General features: G+C 72.1%; 20 protein-coding genes. 14 read left to right on the forward strand and 6 right to left on the reverse strand.

All coding sequences use genetic code 11. The features are described from left to right. Positions 1 to 96 precede the first annotated feature (96 nt). Positions 97 to 1,431: a hypothetical protein gene (locus ACIB24_RS18095; protein WP_398283217.1), complete on the forward strand. Its 1,335-nt coding sequence runs from the start codon at positions 97 to 99 to the stop codon at positions 1,429 to 1,431. A 176-nt stretch (positions 1,432 to 1,607) separates the two neighbouring features. On the opposite strand, the gene ACIB24_RS18100 is transcribed toward ACIB24_RS18095, so the two are convergent. Then, positions 1,608 to 2,282 carry an MBL fold metallo-hydrolase gene (locus ACIB24_RS18100; protein ID WP_398283219.1) on the reverse strand — a complete coding sequence of 225 codons (675 nt, stop codon included), beginning with the start codon at positions 2,280 to 2,282 and terminating at the stop codon, positions 1,608 to 1,610. Positions 2,283 to 2,406: 124 nt separating this feature from the next. On the opposite strand from ACIB24_RS18100, the gene uvrA reads away from it, so the two are divergent. Further along, entirely contained in the window at positions 2,407 to 5,418 is a 3,012-nt protein-coding gene (gene uvrA / locus ACIB24_RS18105; RefSeq protein WP_398283221.1) for an excinuclease ABC subunit UvrA, read from the forward strand. A gap of 99 nt (positions 5,419 to 5,517) precedes the next feature. On the opposite strand, the gene ACIB24_RS18110 is transcribed toward uvrA, so the two are convergent. Continuing rightward, positions 5,518 to 6,087 (reverse strand): hypothetical protein, encoded by a 570-nt coding sequence (locus ACIB24_RS18110; RefSeq protein WP_398283223.1) that lies wholly within the window; start codon positions 6,085 to 6,087, stop codon positions 5,518 to 5,520. A gap of 311 nt (positions 6,088 to 6,398) precedes the next feature. On the opposite strand from ACIB24_RS18110, the gene ACIB24_RS18115 reads away from it, so the two are divergent. The 12 genes from ACIB24_RS18115 to ACIB24_RS18170 all read left to right on the forward strand — a co-directional run bounded on the left by ACIB24_RS18115 (position 6,399) and on the right by ACIB24_RS18170 (position 17,670). Continuing rightward, positions 6,399 to 6,794 (forward strand): DUF2695 domain-containing protein, encoded by a 396-nt coding sequence (locus ACIB24_RS18115; RefSeq protein WP_398283225.1) that lies wholly within the window; start codon positions 6,399 to 6,401, stop codon positions 6,792 to 6,794. Between the two features lie 35 nt (positions 6,795 to 6,829). After that, complete coding sequence (uvrC, locus tag ACIB24_RS18120; RefSeq protein ID WP_398283227.1) at positions 6,830 to 8,815, forward strand: excinuclease ABC subunit UvrC; 1,986 nt, start codon at positions 6,830 to 6,832, stop codon at positions 8,813 to 8,815. 45 nt (positions 8,816 to 8,860) lie between these two features. Then, entirely contained in the window at positions 8,861 to 9,763 is a 903-nt protein-coding gene (gene rapZ, locus ACIB24_RS18125; RefSeq protein WP_398283229.1) for an RNase adapter RapZ, read from the forward strand. A gap of 4 nt (positions 9,764 to 9,767) precedes the next feature. Beyond that, complete coding sequence (locus tag ACIB24_RS18130) at positions 9,768 to 10,739, forward strand: uridine diphosphate-N-acetylglucosamine-binding protein YvcK (RefSeq protein WP_398283231.1); 972 nt, start codon at positions 9,768 to 9,770, stop codon at positions 10,737 to 10,739. A gap of 67 nt (positions 10,740 to 10,806) precedes the next feature. After that, on the forward strand, positions 10,807 to 11,469 hold the full coding sequence (locus ACIB24_RS18135) for a response regulator transcription factor (protein WP_398283234.1): 663 nt from the start codon (positions 10,807 to 10,809) through the stop codon (positions 11,467 to 11,469). A 41-nt stretch (positions 11,470 to 11,510) separates the two neighbouring features. Further along, positions 11,511 to 12,620, forward strand: coding sequence for a sensor histidine kinase (locus ACIB24_RS18140; RefSeq protein WP_398283236.1), 1,110 nt, complete (start codon positions 11,511 to 11,513; stop codon positions 12,618 to 12,620). A 90-nt stretch (positions 12,621 to 12,710) separates the two neighbouring features. After that, a complete protein-coding gene (gene whiA / locus ACIB24_RS18145) occupies positions 12,711 to 13,691 on the forward strand; it encodes a DNA-binding protein WhiA (RefSeq protein WP_398283238.1) in 981 nt (326 codons plus the stop codon). Positions 13,692 to 13,813: 122 nt separating this feature from the next. Further along, positions 13,814 to 14,818, forward strand: a complete 1,005-nt coding sequence (gene gap, locus ACIB24_RS18150) for a type I glyceraldehyde-3-phosphate dehydrogenase (RefSeq protein ID WP_398283240.1) — start codon at positions 13,814 to 13,816, stop codon at positions 14,816 to 14,818. A 33-nt stretch (positions 14,819 to 14,851) separates the two neighbouring features. Next, a complete protein-coding gene (locus ACIB24_RS18155) occupies positions 14,852 to 16,048 on the forward strand; it encodes a phosphoglycerate kinase (protein WP_398283242.1) in 1,197 nt (398 codons plus the stop codon). A gap of 46 nt (positions 16,049 to 16,094) precedes the next feature. Beyond that, positions 16,095 to 16,865: a triose-phosphate isomerase gene (gene tpiA / locus ACIB24_RS18160; protein ID WP_398283244.1), complete on the forward strand. Its 771-nt coding sequence runs from the start codon at positions 16,095 to 16,097 to the stop codon at positions 16,863 to 16,865. 159 nt (positions 16,866 to 17,024) lie between these two features. Then, a complete protein-coding gene (gene secG, locus ACIB24_RS18165) occupies positions 17,025 to 17,279 on the forward strand; it encodes a preprotein translocase subunit SecG (protein ID WP_398283246.1) in 255 nt (84 codons plus the stop codon). A 40-nt stretch (positions 17,280 to 17,319) separates the two neighbouring features. Beyond that, positions 17,320 to 17,670: an RNA polymerase-binding protein RbpA gene (locus tag ACIB24_RS18170; protein ID WP_398283248.1), complete on the forward strand. Its 351-nt coding sequence runs from the start codon at positions 17,320 to 17,322 to the stop codon at positions 17,668 to 17,670. Between the two features lie 95 nt (positions 17,671 to 17,765). Here the strand turns inward: ACIB24_RS18170 and pgl are convergent, their stop codons facing one another. The 4 genes from pgl to ACIB24_RS18190 are packed head-to-tail and all read right to left on the reverse strand — an operon-like array spanning position 17,766 to position 22,685. Then, positions 17,766 to 18,506 (reverse strand): 6-phosphogluconolactonase, encoded by a 741-nt coding sequence (gene pgl, locus ACIB24_RS18175; RefSeq protein WP_398283250.1) that lies wholly within the window; start codon positions 18,504 to 18,506, stop codon positions 17,766 to 17,768. Continuing rightward, positions 18,503 to 19,468 (reverse strand): glucose-6-phosphate dehydrogenase assembly protein OpcA, encoded by a 966-nt coding sequence (locus ACIB24_RS18180; protein WP_398283252.1) that lies wholly within the window; start codon positions 19,466 to 19,468, stop codon positions 18,503 to 18,505. The genes pgl and ACIB24_RS18180 overlap by 4 nt, the downstream gene beginning before the upstream one ends. Beyond that, the gene (gene zwf, locus ACIB24_RS18185; RefSeq protein WP_398283254.1) at positions 19,465 to 21,012 is read right to left on the reverse strand and encodes a glucose-6-phosphate dehydrogenase; all 1,548 of its coding nucleotides are present in this window, start codon (positions 21,010 to 21,012) and stop codon (positions 19,465 to 19,467) included. The genes ACIB24_RS18180 and zwf overlap by 4 nt, the downstream gene beginning before the upstream one ends. After that, positions 21,009 to 22,685 carry a glucose-6-phosphate isomerase gene (locus ACIB24_RS18190; RefSeq protein WP_398283256.1) on the reverse strand — a complete coding sequence of 559 codons (1,677 nt, stop codon included), beginning with the start codon at positions 22,683 to 22,685 and terminating at the stop codon, positions 21,009 to 21,011. The genes zwf and ACIB24_RS18190 overlap by 4 nt, the downstream gene beginning before the upstream one ends. Positions 22,686 to 22,698: the final 13 nt, after the last annotated feature.

Raw genomic sequence — 22,698 nt, forward strand, 5'->3', positions numbered from 1 at the left:
GAACGCGTGATCACTCTGTGACAGACTGGGCTCGTGGGAACCCGGACCGAGCCGCGACGACCGACCGATCCGAGAACGAGCCCGCGGACGGCGGGCATGAGGGTCCCGGCCCCACGAGAAGGGCTCCTCCTGCGCGACCGCGACGCGCTGCGCACCGCCGCCCCGCTGCGGGACCGCCGAGCCCTGCGCTCGCCCGTGGCCGGGTCGCCGCAGTGGGCCGATCCGTTCGTCGACACCGTGGAACGTCCGGCCGTCGATCACCTCGAAGTGATCATCGGGCCCGACAGTGCCCGGCCGGCGCGGGATTCCGTACGCCGCTCGCGGCGCTCGCAGGTCTTCCGGCACGCGGCCCGCGGCACGGCCCGGGCCCGTCGGTGGCTGGTGGCCGCCGTCCTGCTCGGCCTGGTCGTCGGGGGCGCGGGTGTCTATCGGGCCCGGCAGGTGAGCAACGACCTGGACGGCGCCCGCGCGTCCCACGCGGACGTCACCACCCGGCTGGTCCGGTACGAGTGGCCCGCCGCCGGAACGGCGCTCGCGGCGTTCGGGGACGACGCCCAGCGGGCTGCCGACCGCACGTCCGGGCCGCTGTGGTCGCTGGCCGAGCGGCTGCCCGGAGTGGGTGACGACGCGGCCGCCCAGCAGCGGGTCGCCACCGACCTGGCCGCCGTCACCCGCGCCGCCCGTCCGGTCGCCGAGGCTCTGCCCCAACTCACCGCTCTGGCCACGAGGACCGCCACCGGAGAGCCCGTCCCGAGCACCTCGCAGGTCGACACGGCTGCCCTGAGCGCGGTCGTCGCGGCCCTGCCCGGCCTGACCGCCGCGCTCGACGCGGCCTCGCGCGACCTGGCCGCGCTCCCGACGTCCGGGCTGCTGGTTCCGGTGGCCGCGACCGTCGCCGACGCCCGCGCGTCCCTCGACCTGACTCGGGCCGCCCTGCGCTCCACGAGCCCGACCCTCAGCGTGCTGCCCGCCCTGTTCGGCGCCTCCGGCCCGCGGACCTGGGTCGTCCTGCTCGAGCGGGGGACCGGTGACCGGGTCGGCGCCTACGGGGTGGTCCGGGCCGAGCGCGGCGCCCTCCAGGTGCAGTCGGTGCACCCCCGCGGTGCGAGCTGGCGGGCCGTGCACCGGGCCGTGCCGGCCCCCGACTACGTGCTGACCCTCGACCCGCAGGCCTTCGCCGTCCTCACCCAGGCCATGGGCCCGGTGACCGGCGGCCCCGCCGACCAGCTGCGGATCGCGCTGACCCGGCTCGCCTCGGGCGCGCTCGACTGGCCCGAACTGTTCCGCACCCTGCCCGCGCCGATCGCCCAGCAGCAGCTCACCCTGCACGCCGCGGACCCCGCCGAACAGGTGCGACTGGTCCGGGCCGGCGTGGCCGACAGCGTCGGAACCGGTGAGAGCGCCCGGGTAGCGGGCTATCTCACCCGCTGACCCGCTCTACCCCTCGAACTGTTCCGGGAAACCCGAATCTTGCCATTTCCTGTGTAAAACGACGCGAAGTCGACCGTGCACACCGGCTCGGTGTTCATGGACGCCTGCCAGGACGTGTCCGGCCAGTTCTGGACGCTGGCGCCTGCGGCCTGATCCCGTCGCGGGCCGGGCGTCGTCTACCAGCCGCGCGAGCGCCATTCGGCGAGGTGCGGGCGCTCCGCGCCGAGCGTCGTGTCCCGGCCGTGCCCCGGGTACACCCACGTCCCGTCGGGGTACACGCCGAAGAGGCGGGCCTCGACGTCGTCGATCAGCGACGTGAAGCGGGCGGCGTCCCCCTGCGTGTTGCCGACCCCACCCGGGAACAGGCTGTCCCCGGTGAAGGCGTGCACCGAACCGTCGGTGCTCCTCAGCACGTAGGCGATCGAGCCGGGGGTGTGGCCGCGCAGGTGGACGGCGGTGAGCGCGGTCTCGCCGAAGGTCACCGTGTCGCCGTGGGCGAGCCGGCGATCGACGGGGACGGGCAGGGCGTCGGCGTCGTCCGCGCCGGCCAGCGTGGTGGCGCCGGTCTTCGCGACGACGTCGGCCAGCGCGCGGACGTGGTCCCAGTGCTGATGCGTGGTCGCCACGGCTGCGAGACCGTCGCCTCCTGTCGCGGTGGACTCGGCGACCAGCGCGAGGAGGCGCGGGGCGTCGTCCGCAGCATCGATGAGCAGTTGCTCGCCGCTCTCCCGACACGTGATCAGGTAGCAGTTGTTGTCCATCTCGGAAACACTCGCCTTGTAGATCACCACGTCGGGCAGGACGCGGACGTCCGCCGGACCGCCGGGGGTCACGTCACCGGTGTAAGTCACAGGGCCACCCTGCCATCGACGGGAAGCGTGGGCGCGGGCGGGGCGTTGGTGACTCGCGGGACGACAGGGGCCAGGGACGGTCGCGAATCAGAGATTGTCGGAGGGGGCACCTACCATTACCGGAGTGACCGAGCTGACCGAGCCGAACCGGCTCAACGACCGTCTTGTCGTGCGCGGGGCCCGAGAGCACAACCTGAAGGACGTGTCGCTCGACCTGCCGCGTGACGCGCTGATCGTCTTCACCGGCCTGTCCGGGTCGGGCAAGTCGTCGCTGGCGTTCGACACGATCTTCGCGGAGGGGCAGCGGCGGTACGTGGAGTCGCTGTCGGCGTACGCGCGGCAGTTCCTCGGCCAGATGGACAAGCCCGACGTCGACTTCATCGAGGGCCTGTCGCCGGCGGTGTCGATCGACCAGAAGTCGACCTCGCGCAACCCGCGCTCGACGGTCGGCACGATCACCGAGGTCTACGACTACCTGCGCCTGCTCTGGGCGCGGGCCGGTACCCCGCACTGCCCGGTCTGCGGCGAGGCGATCCAGCGGCAGACGCCGCAGCAGATCGTCGACCGGTTGCTGGAGCTGCCGGAGGGCACCCGGTTCCAGGTGCTGGCCCCCGTCGTCCGGGCCCGCAAGGGTGAGTACGCCGACCTGTTCCGCGACCTGCAGCAGAAGGGTTTCGCGCGGGCCCGCGTGGACGGCGTGGTGGTGTCGCTGGCCGAGCCGCCGACGCTGGAGAAGAAGCTCAAGCACACCATCGACGTGGTGGTCGACCGGCTCAGCGCCAAGGCGTCGTCGAAGCAGCGGCTGACCGACTCCGTGGAGACCGCGCTCGGCCTGGCCAACGGGCTGGTCGTCGCCGAGTTCGTCGACGAGCCCGAGGGGTCGCCCGAGCGGGAGCGTCGGTTCAGCGAGAAGATGTCGTGCCCCAACGAGCACCCGATCGCCCTCGACGAGGTCGAGCCGCGGACCTTCTCGTTCAACGCGCCGTTCGGCGCCTGCCCCGAGTGCACCGGCATCGGCACGAAGCTCGAGGTCGACCCCGAGCTGATCGTCCCCGACGAGGAGCTGACTCTCGCCGAGGGCGCCATCCAGCCGTGGACGCAGGGGTCGGCCGAGTACTTCCTGCGCCTGATGAAGGCCCTCGGCCAGGACCTGGGCTTCACCGTCGACACGCCGTGGCGGGCGCTGCCCGCGCGGGCCAAGAACGCGCTGCTCGAGGGCCAGAACTACAAGGTCCACGTCAAGTTCAAGAACCGCTTCGGCCGGGAACGCTCGTACACGACGGGTTTCGAGGGGGTCATCCCGTTCATCCAGCGCCGTCACTCGGAGACCGAGTCGGAGTGGAGCCGCGAGCGCTACGAGGGCTACATGCGGGAGATCCCGTGCCCCGCGTGCCAGGGCGCCCGGCTCAAGCCCGAGGTGCTCGCGGTCAAGGTCGGCGGTGCGTCGATCGCCGAGGTGTGCCGGATGTCGATCGACGAGTCGGCGGCGTTCCTGAACGCGCTGGAACTGGGCGCGCGGGAGCGGCAGATCGCCGCTCAGGTCCTCAAGGAGATCCAGGCCCGACTGGGCTTCCTGCTGGACGTCGGGCTCGACTACCTCTCGCTCGACCGGGGCGCGGGCACACTGTCCGGCGGCGAGGCGCAGCGCATCCGGCTGGCCACCCAGATCGGGTCGGGCCTGGTCGGTGTCCTGTACGTGCTCGACGAGCCCTCCATCGGGCTGCACCAGCGTGACAACCGGCGGCTGATCGAAACCCTCACCCGGCTGCGGGATCTCGGGAACACCCTGATCGTCGTCGAGCACGACGAGGACACGATCAAGGTGGCCGACTGGGCCGTCGACATCGGGCCGGGCGCGGGGGAGCACGGCGGTCAGGTCGTGCACTCGGGGCCGGTCGCCGACCTCCTCTCGCACGCCGACTCGCTGACGGGCATGTACCTGTCCGGGCGGCGGTCCATCGAGATGCCGGCCGTGCGGCGCCCGCGCGACCCGAAGCGACAGCTGACCGTCGTCGGCGCCCGCGAGCACAACCTCAAGGGCATCGACGTCGCGTTCCCGCTGGGCTGCATGGTGGCCGTCACCGGGGTGTCCGGGTCGGGCAAGTCGACGCTTGTCAACGACATCCTCTACACGACCCTGGCCAACAAGTTGAACGGCGCCCGGCAGGTCGCCGGCCGGCACCGGACCGTCAAGGGGCTCGACCAGCTCGACAAGGTGGTGCACGTCGACCAGAGCCCGATCGGCCGCACGCCGAGGTCGAACCCCGCCACCTACACGGGGGTGTGGGACCACGTCCGGAAGCTGTTCGCGCAGACCACCGAGGCCAAGGTCCGCGGGTACCAGCCGGGCCGGTTCTCGTTCAACGTCAAGGGCGGCCGCTGCGAGGCGTGCTCCGGCGACGGGACGATCAAGATCGAGATGAACTTCCTGCCCGACGTGTACGTCCCCTGCGAGGTGTGCCACGGCGCCCGGTACAACCGGGAGACGCTGGAGGTCCACTTCAAGGGCAAGACCGTCGCCGACGTGCTGGACATGCCGATCGAGGAGGCCGCGGAGTTCTTCGAGGCGGTCCCGGCGATCTCCCGGCACCTGAGGACGCTGGTCGACGTCGGGCTGGGCTACGTCCGGCTCGGGCAGTCCGCTCCGACGCTGTCGGGCGGTGAGGCGCAGCGCGTGAAGCTGGCCGGGGAACTGCAGAAGCGGTCGAACGGCCGGACGGTCTACGTGCTCGACGAGCCCACGACCGGGTTGCACTTCGAGGACATCCGGAAGCTGCTCGGCGTCCTGCAGGGCCTGGTCGACAAGGGCAACACGGTCATCGTGATCGAGCACAACCTCGACGTGATCAAGAGCTCGGACTGGGTGGTCGACCTCGGTCCCGAGGGCGGCAGCGGCGGCGGCACCCTGGTGGCCGAAGGCACCCCAGAGGACGTCGCGGCCGTGCCGGAGAGCCACACCGGGAGGTTCCTCGCCGAGGTCCTGAAGCCGTCGAAGCCGGTCCGGAGGACAGCAGGTAAGACGGCGGCGAAGACGGCTGCCAAGAAGGTCGCGGCCCAGGCACCGGCCAAGGCGGCCGCCGCCAAGACCACGACCGCGCGCAAGACGACGACCCGTAAGGTCGCGGCGCGCGCCTGATCAGCGAGTCCTTCCGAAGACTCGGCAATGCGTGACGAAGCCGTCCTGTCGGGCAGGGTCCCGCGTGGTTGCCGAGTCTTCGGCGGTTCTGCGGAACCGTCAGAGGTCCTCGTTCTCGGCCCCCAGGGCGAGGTCCGACCAGAACGGGATATGTGCATGGTCAGCAGTGGGCGGCTGCTCGTTTCGACCGAACTCGCGACTGATGTAGTCGAGCAGGTCACCGCCGTAGTGGATGACGTCCGTCTGATGCACTGACAGGACGGGCTCAGAACCTGTGAAGGGCGAGGCCGGGACGTACCGGTGCCCGTAGAGCGGGATCAGCACCTGTACGTCGGCCAGGTACTCCCGAGCGACCGTCTCGGCAGCCTTCGGATCCCGGGGGCGTGGCCCCCACGACGCGGGCCAGAACCCGTTGTTGTGCACGTCGAAGACGACGCCCTCGACGGGGGCGTCGAGACGCTGCCTCACCATGGCCGGCGTCGCGTGGCGCCAGTTGATCCAGGCGTCCCCGACCGGCAGCCCCGTGCGCAGCAACGCGCGGTGGAACTCGCCGAACGTGAAGCCGTACTTCTTCTCGATCCGCTTCACGTCGGCCTCGGTCAACGGGCGGTCGACCCGTACGCCGGCGTCGGACAGGGCAGCGACGACATCGTCGGCGTCGAACGTCATGCGCCCCATGATTGCCGGTCGGGTTCCGCGGAACCCGACCGGGGCAACAGGTCCTCGCAAGTGATGGCAGCCGTGATGGCAGGCACGGCGCTGATTTGTAGAGCGAGCGCTGCCACCACGCCTGTCTCCATCGGCGTGCCCGCTCACCTCACGCGCCGGACCAAGATCAATGTATTGATCGCTGAATCGGACGTGCAGTCATCAGGGCCAGATCATTCAGTCATCCATTCATTGATCAAGGTCGCGTCCGGACTGTCGGTGGTCCCTCCTACGGTGGGTGTCGAGGGGGCAGCACGGAGGCAGGGAACGTCATGGACGAGCACGCGGAAGGCCTGGAACGCGTCGTGACCGCATACGGCGCCGAGGACTACCTCCGGCAACTCAGTCATGAGCTGCTCGGCAGCCCGCGGCCCGAGTGCCTGGCCTGCTACGTGTTCCGGATGGTCAACGAGTTCGGCTGCGACCACACCCGACGGTTCACCGGACACTGGCGCCAGACCCGGGCCCGGCACGCCACGGGCCTGGAGCGGCGGCTCGACGGCGCCGGCGCGTTCTGCGACTGCCGGCTCTTCCGCAACGGCTGGCGGTTGGACGCGCCGCGAGCCGTCCATCGCGGCGAACGCCCGGCCTGTCCAGGGGTGGGGCCGCGGTCGGCCCAGCCGTGCGCCCTGTGGTGCAGGATCCGCCGGCCCCCACGTCAGCGCTGACGGCGACTGTCGCCCGCCCGACCTAGAGTGAGTACGTGCCCGATCCCGCGACCTACCGCCCGGCCACCGGTTCCATCCCGGAGCAGCCCGGCGTCTACAAGTTCCGGGACCCGTCGGGCCGGGTGATCTACGTCGGCAAGGCGATCAGCCTGCGGCAGCGCCTCAACTCCTACTTCGCCGACCCGGCCAACCTGCACCCGCGCACGCAGACGATGGTCTTCACCGCGGGCAGCGTCGAGTGGACGACGGTCTCCACCGAGGTCGAGGCGCTCCAGCTGGAGTACGCCTGGATCAAGGAGTTCGACCCGCGGTTCAACGTGAAGTACCGCGACGACAAGTCGTACCCCTACCTCGCAGTCACGATGGGCGAGGAGTTCCCGCGGGTCCAGGTGATGCGCGGGGCCAAACGCAAGGGCACCCGGTACTTCGGGCCGTACGCGCACGCCTGGGCGATCCGCGAGACCGTCGACCTGCTGCTGCGCGTCTTCCCGGTCCGCACCTGCAGCGCGGGCGTGTTCAAGCGGGCCGGGCAGATCGGGCGGCCGTGCCTGCTCGGCTACATCGACAAGTGCTCGGCCCCGTGCGTCGGCAAGATCTCGGAAGAGGACCACCGCGCCCTGGCCGAGGAGTTCTGCGACTTCATGGGCGGCTCCACGCAGCGCTACGTGAAGCGCCTCGAACGCGAGATGCGGCACGCCAGTAACGATCTCGAGTTCGAACGGGCGGCGCGGCTGCGCGACGACATCCAGGCCCTGACCCGGGCGATGGAGAAGAACGCCGTCGTCCTGCCCGACGACACCGACGCCGACGTCTTCGCCCTCGCCGAGGACGACCTGGAGGCCGCGGTCCAGGTGTTCCACGTCCGGGGCGGGCGGGTGCGCGGCCAGCGCGGCTGGGTCGTCGAGAAGGTCGAAGAGGTCGACACCGCCGGCCTGGTCGAGCACCTCCTGCAGCAGGTCTACGGCGACACCACCGCCGACGCCGTCCCGCGTGAGGTCCTGGTCCCGACCGAGCCCCCGTTCGCCCACGAGGTCGAGCAGTGGCTGGGCGGCCTGCGCGGGTCGAAGGTCCAGGTCCGCGTCCCGCAGCGCGGCGACAAGCGCGCGTTGATGGAGACGGTGGCCCGCAACGCCACGCAGGCCTTGGCCCTGCACAAGGTCAAGCGCGCGGGCGACCTGACGACGAGAAGCAAGGCGCTGCAGGAGATCCAGGAGGCCCTCGACCTGCCCGAGGCCCCGCTGCGGATCGAGTGCTACGACGTCTCCCACGTCCAGGGCACCAACATCGTGGCCAGCATGGTGGTCTTCGAGGACGGCCTGGCCCGCAAGAGCGAGTACCGCCGGTTCACGATCAAGGGCCAGGACGGCTCGGACGACGTCGCCGCCATGCGCGAGGTCATCACCCGCCGGTTCCGGCGCTACCTGTCCGAGAATGCCGACGCCCCGGTCGATCTGACCCCCGAGGCCGAGTCGGAGGAGCCCGGCGTCCCGGCCGCGATCGACCCCGAGACCGGCCGGCCCCGCAAGTTCGCCTACGCGCCCCAGCTGGTCGTGGTGGACGGCGGTGCGCCCCAGGTCGCGGCCGCGGCCGCCGCGATGGCCGAGCTGGGCATCGTCGACGTGGCCCTGTGCGGGCTGGCGAAACGCCTCGAGGAGGTCTGGCTGCCGGACGACGACCAGCCGGTCATCCTGCCCCGCACCTCCGAGGGGCTGTACCTCCTGCAGCGGGTGCGCGACGAGGCGCACCGGTTCGCGATCACGCACCACCGGCAGCGGCGCAGCACCCAGATGACGGCCAGCGTCCTCGACGAGGTCCCCGGCCTGGGCCCAGCCCGCAAGAAGGCCCTGCTGGCCGCGTTCGGTTCCGTGAAGAAGCTGAAGGCCGCCGACGCCGAGACCATCGCCGCCGTCCAGGGGGTCGGCCCGAAGGTGGCCCTGGCCGTCGTCCGGGCCCTGCACCCCGAGGAGCAGCCGGCGGCGCAGCCCGCGATCGACATGGCCACGGGTGAGTTGCTCGACTGACCGACCTGCGCAGTCCGGGCCCCGGCGTCTGACAGGCTGTGGACCGTGACGACTGGGGTGGCCGCCGACGGCGTGGACGAAACGCTGCGGCCGGAGCTGTTGGTGATCACCGGTATGTCCGGCGCGGGCAGCAGCACGGCCGCGAAAGCGCTGGAGGACCTCGGCTGGTACGTGGTCGACAACCTGCCGCCGCAACTGATCGGCGACCTGGCGGACCTGACCGCCAAGGCCGCGCCGGCGCTGCCGCGGGTGGCGGTGGCGGTCGACGTCCGGGGGCGCACGTTCTTCCCCGCCCTCAACGCGGCGCTCGCGCAGGCCCGGGCCCGGGGCACGCGCACCCGGCTGCTGTTCCTGGACGCGACCGACGACGTCCTGGTCCGGCGGTTCGAGTCGGTCCGCCGGCCGCACCCGCTGCAGGGCGCCGGCGCCCCGCTGGACGGCATCGTCGAGGAACGGATCATGCTCGGCGAGCTGCGCGGTGAGGCCGACACCGTGGTCGACACGTCCCGGCTCAACGTGCACGAACTCTCCAGCAAGATCATCACCTTGTTCGGCGACCCCGGCGACCCCCAGATCCGCCTCCTGGTCATGTCGTTCGGCTTCAAGTACGGGTTGCCGCTGGACGCCGACCTGGTCGCCGACATCCGGTTCCTGCCCAACCCGTTCTGGGTGCCGGAGCTGAAGGCCCACACGGGTCTCGACCCCGACGTCGCCGAGTACGTGCTCAGCCGGGAGGGGGCCGTCGAGTTCCTGGACCGGTACACGGCGGCGCTCGAACCCGTGCTGAAGGGGTACGTCCGGGAGAACAAGCGGTACGCGACGATCGCCGTCGGGTGCACGGGCGGCAAGCACCGCTCGGTCGCGATGGTCGAGCAGCTCAGCCAGCGGCTCGCCGTCCCGGGCGTCGTGGCCGTGACCGCCGTCCACCGGGACCTGGGGCGGGAGTAGGGGAATGGTGCAACCCGAAGCCGGGCCGATCCCCAGCCGCCGGGGCCCGAAGGTCGTCGCGCTGGGCGGCGGTCACGGCCTCGCCGCCAGCCTCGCGGCGCTCCGCCTCCTGACCGACCAGCTGACCGCGGTCGTCACCGTCGCGGACGACGGGGGTTCCAGCGGGCGGTTGCGGCGAGAGTTCGGCGTCCTGCCGCCCGGCGACCTGCGGATGGCGTTGTCCGCGCTGTGCGACGACGGCGAGTGGGGCCTGCTGTGGCGGGACGTGCTGCAGCACCGGTTCGCCAGCGCGGGCAGCCTGCACGACCACGCGATGGGCAACCTGCTGATCGTCACGCTCTGGGAGGTGCTGGGCGACGCGGTCGCCGGGCTGGACACGGTGGCCAGGCTGCTCAACGCGCGCGGCCGGGTACTGCCGATGACGTCGGTGCCGCTCGACATCGAGGCCACCGTGCGCGGCCTCGACCCGGGCGCCCCGGACGACCTGACCGTCGTGCGCGGGCAGGTCGCGGTGGCCACCACGTCCGGGCACGTCGACGCGGTCCGGCTGCTGCCGGAGGACCCGCCGGCCTGCCCGGAGGCGGTCGAGGCGATCCTCGACGCCGACTGGGTCGTGCTCGGGCCCGGGTCGTGGTTCACCAGCGTGATCCCGCACCTGAAGGTCCCGGGTCTGGCCGAGGCGCTGCGGACCACGAAGGCCCGCCGGTGCGTGACCCTGAACCTGACCCCGCAGCAGGGCGAGACCGAGGGCTTCTCACCCGAGGCGCACCTCGAGGTGCTCGCCGCCCACGCCCCGCAGCTGCGGATCGACGCCGTCCTCGCCGACCCGTCCTCGGTGGACGACGGGCGCGCGCTCGCGCGCGTGGCGAACGACCTGGGCGCGGGGCTGCTGCTGCGGCACGTCGCCGCGGGGGCGGACCACCACGACCCGCTGCGGCTCGCGGCCGCCTACCGGGACCTGTTCGGCACCGCCTGAGCGACCACCGGGGCGTCCCGCGTTCGGCATACATCGGCGATACGCCCCCTCGCCTAGGGTGGCCGGGGTGCGGGTGTTGGTGGTGGAGGACGAGCCCTACCTGGCCGATGCCGTCCGCGACGGGCTGCGGCTGGAGGCGATCGCCGCGGACGTCGCCCTCGACGGTGCGCAGGCCCTCGAACTGCTGGCCGTCAACACCTACGACGTGGTGGTGCTCGACCGGGACCTGCCCACGGTGCCCGGGGACGACGTCGCGCGGGCGGTCGCGGCCGGGGGCGACGGCCCCCGGATCATCATGGTGACCGCGGCCGATCGGCTCGACGACAAGGCGAGCGGGTTCGAGCTGGGGGCCGACGACTACCTGACCAAACCCTTCGAGCTGCGCGAACTGGTGCTCCGGCTGCGGGCCCTGGCCCGGCGGCCCGCGACCGGACGCCCGCCGGTGCTGGAACGGTCCGGGGTGCGGCTCGACCCGTTCCGACGCGAGGTGTTCCGCGACGGCCGGTACGTGGCCCTGACCCGCAAGCAGTTCGCCGTGCTCACCGTGCTGATGGAGTCGGCCGGGGGTGTGGTCAGCGCCGAAGACCTGCTGGAGCGGGCCTGGGACGCCAACGCCGACCCCTTCACCAACGCCGTCCGGATCACCATCTCCACCCTGCGCCGCCGCCTCGGCGAACCGCAGCTGATCCACACCCTGCCCGGCTCCGGGTACCGGTTCGGGGCGCCGTGACGGGCCGGCCCGTGGATTCCCCGGATTCCCCGGATTCCCCGGTGCCCCGCGCCCCGGGTCTGAGCGTCCGGTGGCGGTTGACCCTGAGCTACGCCGGGTTCCTGGTGGCGGCCGGCGCCCTGTTCAGTGTGGTCCTGCTGCTGCTCCTGCGCTACGCACCGACCGGTCGTCTCGTGCCGGCGCGGCCTGGCGGGTTCGCGCCCGACCGCCATGACCTGCTGGCGGTCGCCGTCCCGCTCTGCCTGCTGATGATCGGCTTCCTCGCCGTGGTGGGCCTGACCGGCGGGTGGCTGCTGGCCGGCCGGGTGCTGCGACCCCTGGAGCTGCTCGGCGCGGCGGTCCGGACGGCGGGGCAGGGCTGGCTCTGGAACCGGGTCCGGATGCCCGGCCGGGACGACGAGTTCCGCCGCCTGGCCGACGGTTTCGACCGGATGCTGGACCGGCTGGAGAGCACCTTCGAGGAGCAGCGCCGGTTCACGGCCAACGCCTCGCACGAACTGCGCACCCCGCACGCGGTGATGAAGACGATGCTCCAGGTGGCCCGGGCCGACCCGGCCGGGCGCGACGTCGACGAACTGCTGCGCCGCCTGGCCGAGACCAACGACCGGGCGATCGACACGCTCGAGGCGCTCCTGCAGCTGAGCCGGGTGGAGCGCACCGACGGGGTGGCCGGGCCCCGGCCGTGCGACCTGGCGCTGATCATGGAGGAGAGCCTCGAGGCCCAGGTCCCGCCCGACCGGGTCCGGGTGGAGACGTCGACGGACTCGGCGACCGTGCTCGGCGACCGCGCCCAGCTCGGCGCGCTGGCCGACAACCTGCTCCGGAACGCCCTGGTGCACAACGTGTCCGGAGGGACCGTCTGGATCGTCACCGGTCGGGACCCGCTCGGCCGCTCGTTCGTGTCGGTCGAGAACACCGGGCCGGACGTGCCCCCCGACCTGGTGCCCCGCCTCACCGAGCCGTTCGTGCGGGGGACCGGGCGGACCCGGTCCCCGGGGGTCGGCGAAGCGCCCGGCAGCGGGCTGGGCCTGGCCATCGTGGCCGCCGTGGTCGGCGCCCACGGGGCCGACCTCGACGTGAGGCCCCGGCCCGGGGGCGGCCTGCGGGTCGTCGTCCGGTTCCCGGTCCGGTCGGTGCTGCAGGCACCCTGACCGGACGCCCCGAGCACCCCCTTCGGGGGACGCGGGGCGTCCACCGGTCGGCCGAGCGGGGTGTTTGACCCCGGTGCGAGGATGGTTCACATGGCTCTGACCGCAGTGGTGAAGGACGAACTCAGCCGGCTCCAGGTGACGAAGCCCTGCTGCCGGAAGGCCGAGGTCTCGGCCCTGCTCCGGTTCGCGGGCGGCCTGCACATCGTGAGCGGCCGGATCGTGGTCGAGGCCGAGCTCGACACCGGCCAGACCGCCCGGCGGCTGCGCCGGGACATCGCCGACGTCTACGGCCACGGCTCCGACGTCGTCGTCCTGGCCCCCGGTGGGTTGCGCCGCGGCAGCCGGTACGTCGTCCGGGTGACCAAGGACGGCGACGCCCTGGCCCGCCAGACCGGGCTCGTCGACGGCCGGGGCCGGCCCGTCCGCGGGCTGCCGCCGCAGGTCGTCTCCGGCGCCACCTGCGACGCCGAGGCCGCCTGGCGCGGGGCCTTCCTGGCCCACGGCTCCCTGACCGAACCGGGCCGGTCGTCGGCCCTCGAGGTCACCTGCCCCGGCCCCGAGGCCGCCCTGGCCCTGGTCGGCGCGGCCCGCCGGCTCGGCGTCCAGGCCAAGGCCCGTGAGGTGCGCGGCGTCGACCGCGTGGTGATCCGGGACGGCGACACGATCGCCGCCCTGCTGACCCGCCTCGGCGCCCACGACGCCGTCCTGGCCTGGGAGGAACGGCGGATGCGCCGCGAGGTCCGGGCCACCGCCAACCGGCTGGCCAACTTCGACGACGCCAACCTGCGGCGCTCGGCCCGCGCCGCGGTCGCCGCGGGCGCGCGGGTCGAACGGGCCCTCGACATCCTCGGCGAGGAGGTCCCCGACCACCTGAAGATCGCCGGCCAGCTGCGCCTCGCCCACAAGCAGGCCAGCCTCGAGGAGCTCGGCCAGCTCGCCGACCCGCCGATGACCAAGGACGCCGTGGCCGGGCGCATCCGGCGCCTGCTGGCGATGGCGGACAAGCGGGCCTCGGACCAGGGGATCCCGGGCACCGAGGCGAACCTGACCCCGGAGATGCTCGACGCCTGAGGCGCGGCTCAAGTGTGTGTCCGGACACGGTGACCGGACATCTGCCGCCTGAGCAGCGACGGTAGGGTTGGCGGTGCTCGCAGACCGTGGGCAGACGTCCAGCTTCGAAGGGGAACAGTCGCGTGACCGTTCGCGTAGGGATCAACGGCTTCGGCCGAATCGGCCGCAACTTCTTCCGCGCCGCCCGGGCGGCGGGTGCCGACATCGAGATCGTCGGTGTCAACGACCTCACCGACAACAAGACCCTGGCGCACCTGCTGAAGTACGACTCGATCCTGGGCCGTCTCGACGGCGAGGTCAGCTTCACGGGCGACGAGATCTCCGTCGACGGCAAGAGCTTCAAGGCGCTCGCCGAGCGCGACCCCGCGGCCCTGCCGTGGAAGGACCTCGGCGCCGACGTCGTCATCGAGTCGACCGGCATCTTCACCGACGCGACCAAGGCCAAGGCCCACGTCGACGGCGGCGCGAAGAAGGTCATCATCTCGGCGCCGGCCAAGAACGAGGACATCACGGTCGTGATGGGCGTCAACCACGAGCTGTACGACCCGGCCGCGCACACCATCATCAGCAACGCCTCGTGCACCACGAACTGCCTGGCCCCCATGGCCAAGGCCCTCAACGACGGCCTGGGCATCGAGCGCGGTCTGATGACCACGATCCATGCCTACACGCAGGACCAGAACCTGCAGGACGGCCCCCACAAGGACCTGCGCCGGGCCCGCGCCGCCGCCCTGAACATCGTGCCGACCAGCACCGGTGCGGCGAAGGCCGTGAGCCTGGTGCTGCCGGAGCTGAAGGGCAAGCTCGACGGCTACGCGCTGCGCGTGCCGACGCCGACCGGCTCGGCCACGGACCTGACCTTCACCGCGTCCCGCGAGACGACGGTCGAGGAGGTCAACGAGATCGTGAAGGCCGCCGCCGAGGGCGCTCTCAAGGGCTTCCTGAAGTACACGACCGACGAGATCGTCTCCACCGACATCGTCACCGACCCGGCGTCGTGCATCTTCGACTCGGGCCTGACCAAGGTGATCGGCGACCAGGTCAAGGTCGTCGGCTGGTACGACAACGAGTGGGGCTACTCGAACCGGCTCGTGGACCTCACGGTCCTCGTCGGCGCCTCTCTCTGACCCGCCCCCCGCGACGAAGGACGGATCTCGCCGATGCTGACCATCGACGACCTCGGTGACCTCAAGGGCAAGCGCGTTCTGGTCCGCAGCGACCTGAACGTCCCGTTGGACAAGGAGACGGGGGCGGTCACCGACGACGGCCGGGTCCGCGCCTCCGTGCCCACCTGGCAGCGGCTGCTGGACGCCGGCGCCAAGGTGATCGTGTGCGCCCACCTCGGGCGTCCGAAGGGTGAGCCCGACCCGAAGTACTCGCTGCAGCCGGCCGTCGGCCGGGCCTGCGAGCTGCTGCCGGGCGTGAGCGTCACGCTCGCGGAGGACACCGTCGGCGAGTCCGCGAAGGCCGCGGTCGAGGCGATGGCCGACGGCGAGATCGTCGTCCTGGAGAACCTGCGGTTCAACGCGGGGGAGACGAGCAAGGACGACGCCGAGCGCGGCGCGTTCGCGGACGAGCTGGCCGCCCTGGCCGACGCGTACGTGAGCGACGGGTTCGGCGTCGTCCACCGCAAGCAGGCCTCGGTGTACGACGTCGCGCAGCGCCTGCCGCACGCGGCCGGCGGCCTGGTGCTGGCCGAGGTCGAGGTGCTGAAGAAGCTCACCGAGAACCCGGCCCGGCCCTACGCCGTCGTGCTCGGCGGGTCGAAGGTGTCCGACAAGCTCGGGGTCATCGACAACCTGCTCGAGGTCGCCGACCGGTTGCTGATCGGCGGCGGGATGCTCTTCACGTTCCTGAAGGCCCAGGGCTACGAGGTGGGCCAGAGCCTGCTCGAGGAGGACCAGCTCGAGACGGTCCGCGGCTACCTGGCCCGGGCCGAGGCGCAGGGCGTCGAGGTCATCCTGCCGGTGGACGTGGTGGCCGCACCGGGCTTCTCGGAGGAGGGCGCCGAGGTGTTCGCGGCCGAGGCGATCCCGGCCGACCGGATGGGCCTGGACATCGGCCCCCTGTCGGCGACCCTGTTCGCCGACAAGCTGTCCGACGCGCGGACCGTGTTCTGGAACGGCCCGATGGGCGTGTTCGAGGTGGAGGCCTACGCCGGCGGAACCCGCGCCGTCGCGCAGGCCCTGGCGTCGTCGTCCGGGTTCAGCGTGGTCGGCGGCGGTGACTCCGCCGCCGCCGTGCGGACCCTCGGATTCGACGAGGACGCCTTCGGTCACATCTCGACCGGTGGCGGGGCCAGCCTGGAGTTCCTGGAGGGCAAGACGCTCCCAGGCCTGACCGTTCTGGAGAGCTGAGCCCGTGGCCACTGGTACGACTGCAGATTCAGGACGCACCCCGCTCATGGCGGGGAACTGGAAGATGAACCTGGACCACCAGCAGGCGGCGCACCTGGTGCAGAAGCTGGCCTGGTCGCTGCAGGACGCGAAGCACGACTTCGACGCCGTCGAGGTCGCCGTCCTGCCCCCGTTCACCGACCTGCGCTCGGTGCAGACGCTGATCGACGGCGACAAGCTGAAGCTCAAGTTCGGCGCCCAGGACCTGTCCCAGCACGAGGCCGGCGCCTACACGGGCGAGATCTCGGGCGCGATGCTGGCGAAGCTGGGCTGCTCGTACGTGGCGGTCGGGCACAGCGAGCGGCGCGAGTACCACGGCGAGACCGACGCCCTGGTCAACGCCAAGCTGGTCGCGGCGTTCCGGCACGGGCTGACCCCGATCCTGTGCATCGGTGAGGGGCTCGAGGTCCGCAAGGCGGCCACCCACGTCGACCACTGCACGGCCCAGCTCGAGGCGGCGCTGACCGATCTCACCGCCGAGCAGGTGGCCACGATCGTCATCGCCTACGAGCCGGTCTGGGCGATCGGCACGGGCGAGGTGGCCACGCCGGAGGACGCGCAGGAGGTCTGCGCGGCGGTCCGGGACAAACTGGCCCAGCTGTACTCCCAGTCGCTGGCCGACGGCGTGCGCGTGCTCTACGGCGGGTCGGTCAAGGCGGCCAACGTCGCCGGGATCATGGCCCAGGAGGACGTGGACGGCGCGCTGGTGGGCGGGGCGAGCATCGACCCGGCCGAGTTCGCGTCGATCGCCCGGTACCGGGACCACGTCACCCGCTGAACCTGCTCGAACTGAACAGGTGTCAAGGGGATTGCCCGATTCTTCCTGCCGCAACCTGTCCGGATAAGCTCCCGGAATCGCTTACGCTGTGTGTCTGCGACCCGGAACGGGCCGCAGACCGCAAGAGTTCGACCAGGCACTTCGACCGACGAGGACCTCGTGACCGCGCTTCGCTACATCCTCCAGGGCCTGCTGGCCGTGACCAGCCTGATCCTCACGTTGTTGATCCTGATGCACAAGGGTCGGGGTGGCGGCCTCTCGGACATGTTCGGCGGTGGGATGAGCTCCAGCATGGGCAGCTCCGGCGTAGCCGAGCGCAACCTCAACCGGTTCACCGTCGCGACCGGGCTGGTGTGGGGCACCGCCATCGTGCTGCTGAACCTGCTCACCCGCTTCTTCCCGACCACCAGCTGACGAGACCGTTCAGCTACACAGCTTTCAAGGAGGGTCAGACGTGGCCAGTGGCAACGCGATTCGCGGCAGCCGGGTCGGAGCAGGGCCGATGGGCGAGGCGGAGCGCGGCGACGCAGCTCCCCGGTTCCGTATCTCGTACTGGTGCGCGAACGGCCACGAGACCACCCCGAGCTTCTCGGAGGAGGTCGGCGTCCAGCCGCCGGAGACCTGGGACTGCCCGCGCTGCGGGTTCCCGGCCGGCCAGGACCAGACCACCCCGCCGTCGCCCCCGCGCAACGAGCCCTACAAGACGCACCTGGCCTACGTGAAGGAGCGTCGTAGCGACGCCGACGGTCAGGCCATCCTCGATGAGGCGCTGGCCTCGCTGCGGGCGCGCAAGCTCATCCGCTGACTCCTGCGGTGATCATGCACAAACGCATGATGCCCCGCTGACCGGGTTCAGACCCGGCGCGGGGCATCATGCGTTTGTGCATGATCACCGCGCACTCAGGGGGCAGGGGCGGACTCGCGGTCCAGGAACCAGAGGGTGCGCTGCTCGCCGTGGACGCGGCGGGCGGGCAGGGTGGGCTCCCCGGGTACCGGGGTGAGCGCCTTGGCCACCGCCTCGGCCTTCCCGGCCCCGCTGGCCAGCAGCCAGACCTGCCGGGACGAGCAGAGCACCGGCATCGTCAGGGTGATCCGGGTGGGCGGGGGCTTGGGGGATTCCCGGACGGCGATCACCGAGTGGTCGCCGACGGCCAGCCCGGGGTGCCCCGGGAAGAGCGACGCGACGTGCCCGTCGGGACCGACGCCGAGCAGGACGACGTCGAACTCGGGTACCGCGCCGCCGCCCGCGGCCACCAGGTCGGCGGCGTACCGGTTGGCGGCCGCGTCCACGTCGTCCCCGTCCGGGCCGTCGCTGGGCGGCATGGCGTGCACGGTGCGCGGGTCCAGGTCGAGGGCGTCCAGCAGGGCGGCGCGAGCCTGCTTCTCGTTCCGGTCGTCGTCGTCCGCGGGCACGAAACGCTCGTCCCCCCAGTAGAAGTCGACCCGGTGCCAGTCGACGGCCGTCCGGGCGGGCGAGGCGGCCAGGGCTGCCATCAGCGCGTTGCCGTTGGATCCGCCGGTCAGGACGACGTGCGCCCGGCCCCGCGCCGCGATCGCGTCGACGACCTCGGTCACCAGACGGGCGGCCGCCGCCGCGGCGAGGGTCTGCGGGGTGTCGTGCACCAGGAGCTGCCGGGTCATGCCTGCACCTTTCCGGACGTCTTCCGGGCGGGAGACTTCTTCGCCGCGGTCCGCTTCTGCGGCACCCCGGCCCGGAGGACCTCGCCGAACAGTTCGTCCGGGTCGAGCCGGCGCAGCTCCTCGACCAGGCAGTCGGTGTCGGTCCGCCGTTGCATGGCGATCCGCCGCTCGGGACGCCCGGGCTGGGTGAGCGTTCCGACGGTGCCGCCGGGGCGCTCCAGGGTGATCGGACCGGACGCCCGGGTGAGGGTCACGGCGGTCACCCCGCTCCCGGCGTCCCCCCGGTGCTTCGTCACCGGCGCGTCGAGGGCCGTGCCGAGCCAGTCGGCCAGCAGCTCGAGGCTGGGGGAGTCGGACCCACCGGTCACGGAGATCTTCGTGACCCGCTCGTAGGGGCGCGTGTCGAGGGCGGCGGCCAGCACGGACCGCCAGCGGGTGATCCGGCTCCAGGCCAGGTCCGTGTCCCCGGGGGCGTGCCCGACCGCCAGTTGCTGCAGCCACTTCACCGGGTTCTTGGCCCGGGCCGCGTCGGTGATGCGGCGCTGCCCCATCCGGCCGATCGGGTCCTCCGAGGGGACGTCCGGGCCGGCCCCGGACCACCAGACGACGACGGGCGCATCCGGCAGCAGCAGCGGCACGATGACGCTGTCGCCGTGTTCGGCCAGCGGCCCGTACATCCGCAGCACGATCACCTCCGACGCCCCGGCGTCGCCGCCGATCCGGATCTGCGCGTCGAGGCGTGACGTGCCGCGCCGGTTGCCCCGCACGACGGCGATCACGCGGCTCGGGTGTTCCCGGCTGGCGTCGACGGCGATCTCGATCGCCGCGTCGGCGACGTCGTCCTCGGTGACCACCACGAGCGTGAGGACCCGGCTCAGTGCCGAGGCCCCGCCGTCCCCGCGCACGCTGACCAGCCGGTGGGTGAGCGCGGAGGTGCCGGTGTTCGGCAGGTCGATGATCACGGCCGCCTCCAGGTCCGTCCGTCGCGCTCCAGCATGGCGTGCGCGGAGTCGGGCCCCCAGCGACCGCTGGTGTACGGCTCGGGCTGACCGCGGCGGGCCCAGTGCGCGGTGATCGGGTCGAGGATCCGCCAGGACAGCTCGACCTCCTCGTGCCGCGGGAACAGCGGCGGGTCGCCGAGCAGGACGTCGAGGATGAGCCGTTCGTAGGCCTCGGGCGAGGATTCGGTGAACGAATGCCCGTACCCGAAGTCCATGTTCACGTCGCGGACCTCCATCGACGTGCCCGGCACCTTCGAGCCGAACCGGATGGTCACGCCCTCGTCCGGCTGGACCCGGATCACGATGGCGTTGTGGCCGAGTTCCTCGGTGGCGGTGTTGTCGAACGGCAGGTGGGGGGCCCGCTTGAACACGACCGCGATCTCGGTGACGCGCCGCCCGAGCCGCTTACCGGTCCGCAGGTAGAACGGCACCCCGGCCCAGCGGCGGGTGTCGATGTCCAGCCGGATCGCCGCGAACGTCTCGGTGGTCGAGTCCTGCGGGATGCCGTCCTCGTCGAGGTACCCGATCACCTGCTCATTGCCCTGCCACCCGGCGGCGTACTGCCCGCGGGCGGTGTGCTTGTCGAGGTCCGGGGGCAGGCGGACGGCGGACAGCACCTTCTGCTTCTCGGCGCGCAGGTCGCGCGCGTCGAAGGACACCGGCTCCTCCATCGCCGTCAGGGCGAGCAGTTGCAGGAGGTGGTTCTGGATCACGTCCCGGGCGGCCCCGATGCCGTCGTAGTAGCCGGCCCGGCCGCCGATCCCGATGTCCTCGGCCATCGTGATCTGCACGTGGTCGACGTAGTTGTTGTTCCAGATCGGCTCGTACAGCTGGTTCGCGAACCGCAGCGCGAGCAGGTTCTGGACCGTCTCCTTGCCGAGGTAGTGGTCGATCCGGAACACCGAGTCCTGCGGGAACACCGACTCGACGATCTCGTTCAGCTGCCGGGCCGACTTGAGGTCGTGCCCGAAGGGCTTCTCGATCACGACCCGGCGCCAGTGCTCGCCGTCCGGCCCGGTCCCGGCGTCGGCCAGCCCCGAACGGGAAAGCTGCTTGACGACGGTCGGGAAGGCACCGGGCGGGATGGACAGGTAGAAGGCGTGGTTGCCGCCCGTGCCGCGGACCTCGTCCAGCTCGCGGACCGTGTCGGCGAGCCGGTCGAAGGCGTCGTCGTCGTCGAAAGAGCCCGGTACGAAGCGGAATCCCTCGGCGAGCTGGCGCCAGACCGGTTCCCGGAACGGCGTGCGCGCGTGCTGCTTGACGGCCTCGTGCACGACCTCGCCGAAGTCCTGGTCGGCCCAGTCGCGGCGGGCGAACCCGACCAGCGAGAACCCCGGCGGCAGCAGGCCCCGGTTGGCCAGGTCGTAGATGGCCGGCATCAGCTTCTTGCGCGCGAGGTCGCCGGTCACCCCGAACATCACCATGCCGCAGGATCCGGCGATGCGGGGCAGCCGGCGGTCGCGTTCGTCCCGGAGCGGGTTGGACCGGTAGGTCGACGGGCTCACGCGCGCCGGGCCTGACCCAGCGCCCCGATCAACTGCTCGAGCGCTCCCGCCCCGGTCAGGTTGAGCCGTAGCACCGGCCGGTCGTGCTCGGCCAGCACGGTCGCATCACCCGCGGCCTGGGCCGAGATCAGCTGCCCGAAGGTGAACGGCCGGTCCGGGATCGCCAGGTCGTCCGGGTGGTCGGCGGTGATCTGCAGGTACACGCCGACCGGCGGGCCGCCTTTGTGGAACTGGCCCGTGGAGTGCAGGAACCGCGGCCCCCAGCCGAACGTGACCGGGCGTCCGGTGACCGCGGCCAGGCCGTCACGGACGTCGGCCAGCCGGGCGTTCGTGAGCCGGTCCAGGTAGGCCATCACGGCGACGAAACCGCGGTCACCGAGCTGCCCGAGCAGGGCCGAGACGGCGTCCACGACGGTGACCGAACCGCTCGTCGAGGCGGGGAGGAAGTCTCCGTGGGCGCGGATCTCGATGCCCGCGTCGGTGGCCAGGGCCGGTTCGGGCGCCGGGGTGGCGTCGAGCAGGCCGCGGGCGGCCTTCTTGGCGCTCTCGACGTCGGGCTGGTCGAAGGGGTTGATGCCGAGCAGGCGCCCGGCCACCGCGACCGCGTACTCCCAGAGCAGGAACTGGGCGCCCAACGGACCCCGGACCCCGGCCCGTGCCGCACCGTCCCCGTCGGGCAGCCCGTCGGACTCCGGGGCGAGCAGCGAGACCTGGACGACGTCGAAGGCGCCGGACTCCGGCGCCCGGCCGGACGGGACGACGACCGGCAGCACGCCAGTGTGGTCCTTGCCGGTGGACTCGGCGATGAGCTGCTCGGCCCAGTCGCCGAAACCCGGTAGGCCGGAACCGGAGTCGGTGATGAGGATCTTGTCGTGCAGCCCGCCGTCGGAGGCGGGGGAGGCGCCCAGCACGGCCCCGAGGACCAGCGCCGGGTTGCTCTCCGAGTCCTCCGCCAGGAGGTCACTGACCGAGGCGGCCTCGTCGAGCAGCCCGCCGATGTCGACCCCGGCCAGCCCCGAGGGCACCAGCCCGAACGCCGTCAGCGCCGAGAACCGGCCGCCGACCCCGGGATCCGCGTTGAAGACCTTCCGGTACCCGGCCTCCTTCGACGCGGCCTCGAGCGGCGAGCCCGGGTCGGTGACGATGACGATCCGGGACGCGGCGTCGATGCCGGCGTCGGTGAACGCCTTCTCGAACACCCGCCGCTGGCTGTCCGTCTCGACCGTGGAACCGGACTTGCTGGAGACCACGATGACCGTGCGCTCCAGCTCCACGAGCGCGGCCGCGACCTGACCCGGGTCGGTGCTGTCCAGCACCACGAGGTCGACCCCGGCCTCGGCCGCGATCACCTCGGGGGCCAGCGACGAGCCGCCCATGCCGCACAGCACGACACGGTCGACGCCCTCGGCCTGCAGTTCCGCCCGCAGGGCCAGGATCGGCTCGACGAGCGGTCGCGACGAGTCGGCCAGGCCGACCCAGCTCAGCCGGATGGATGCCTCGGACTCGGCCTCGGGCCCCCACAGCGTGGCGTCCTGGGCCGCGATGCGGCCGGCCACCTTGTCGGCCACCAGGGTGGCGAGGTGGGTCGCCAGAGCCGCGCGGGCGTCGTCCCCGGCCGTGAAGACGGCCAGGCCGGCGGCGTCGTCGGCCGGCCAGTCGGTGCTGTCGTTCATTCCCCGGTTCTCC

The sequence above is a fragment of the Spongisporangium articulatum genome (genome assembly GCF_044465595.1).
Classification (GTDB): Bacteria; Actinomycetota; Actinomycetes; order Actinomycetales; family Kineosporiaceae; genus Spongisporangium; species Spongisporangium articulatum.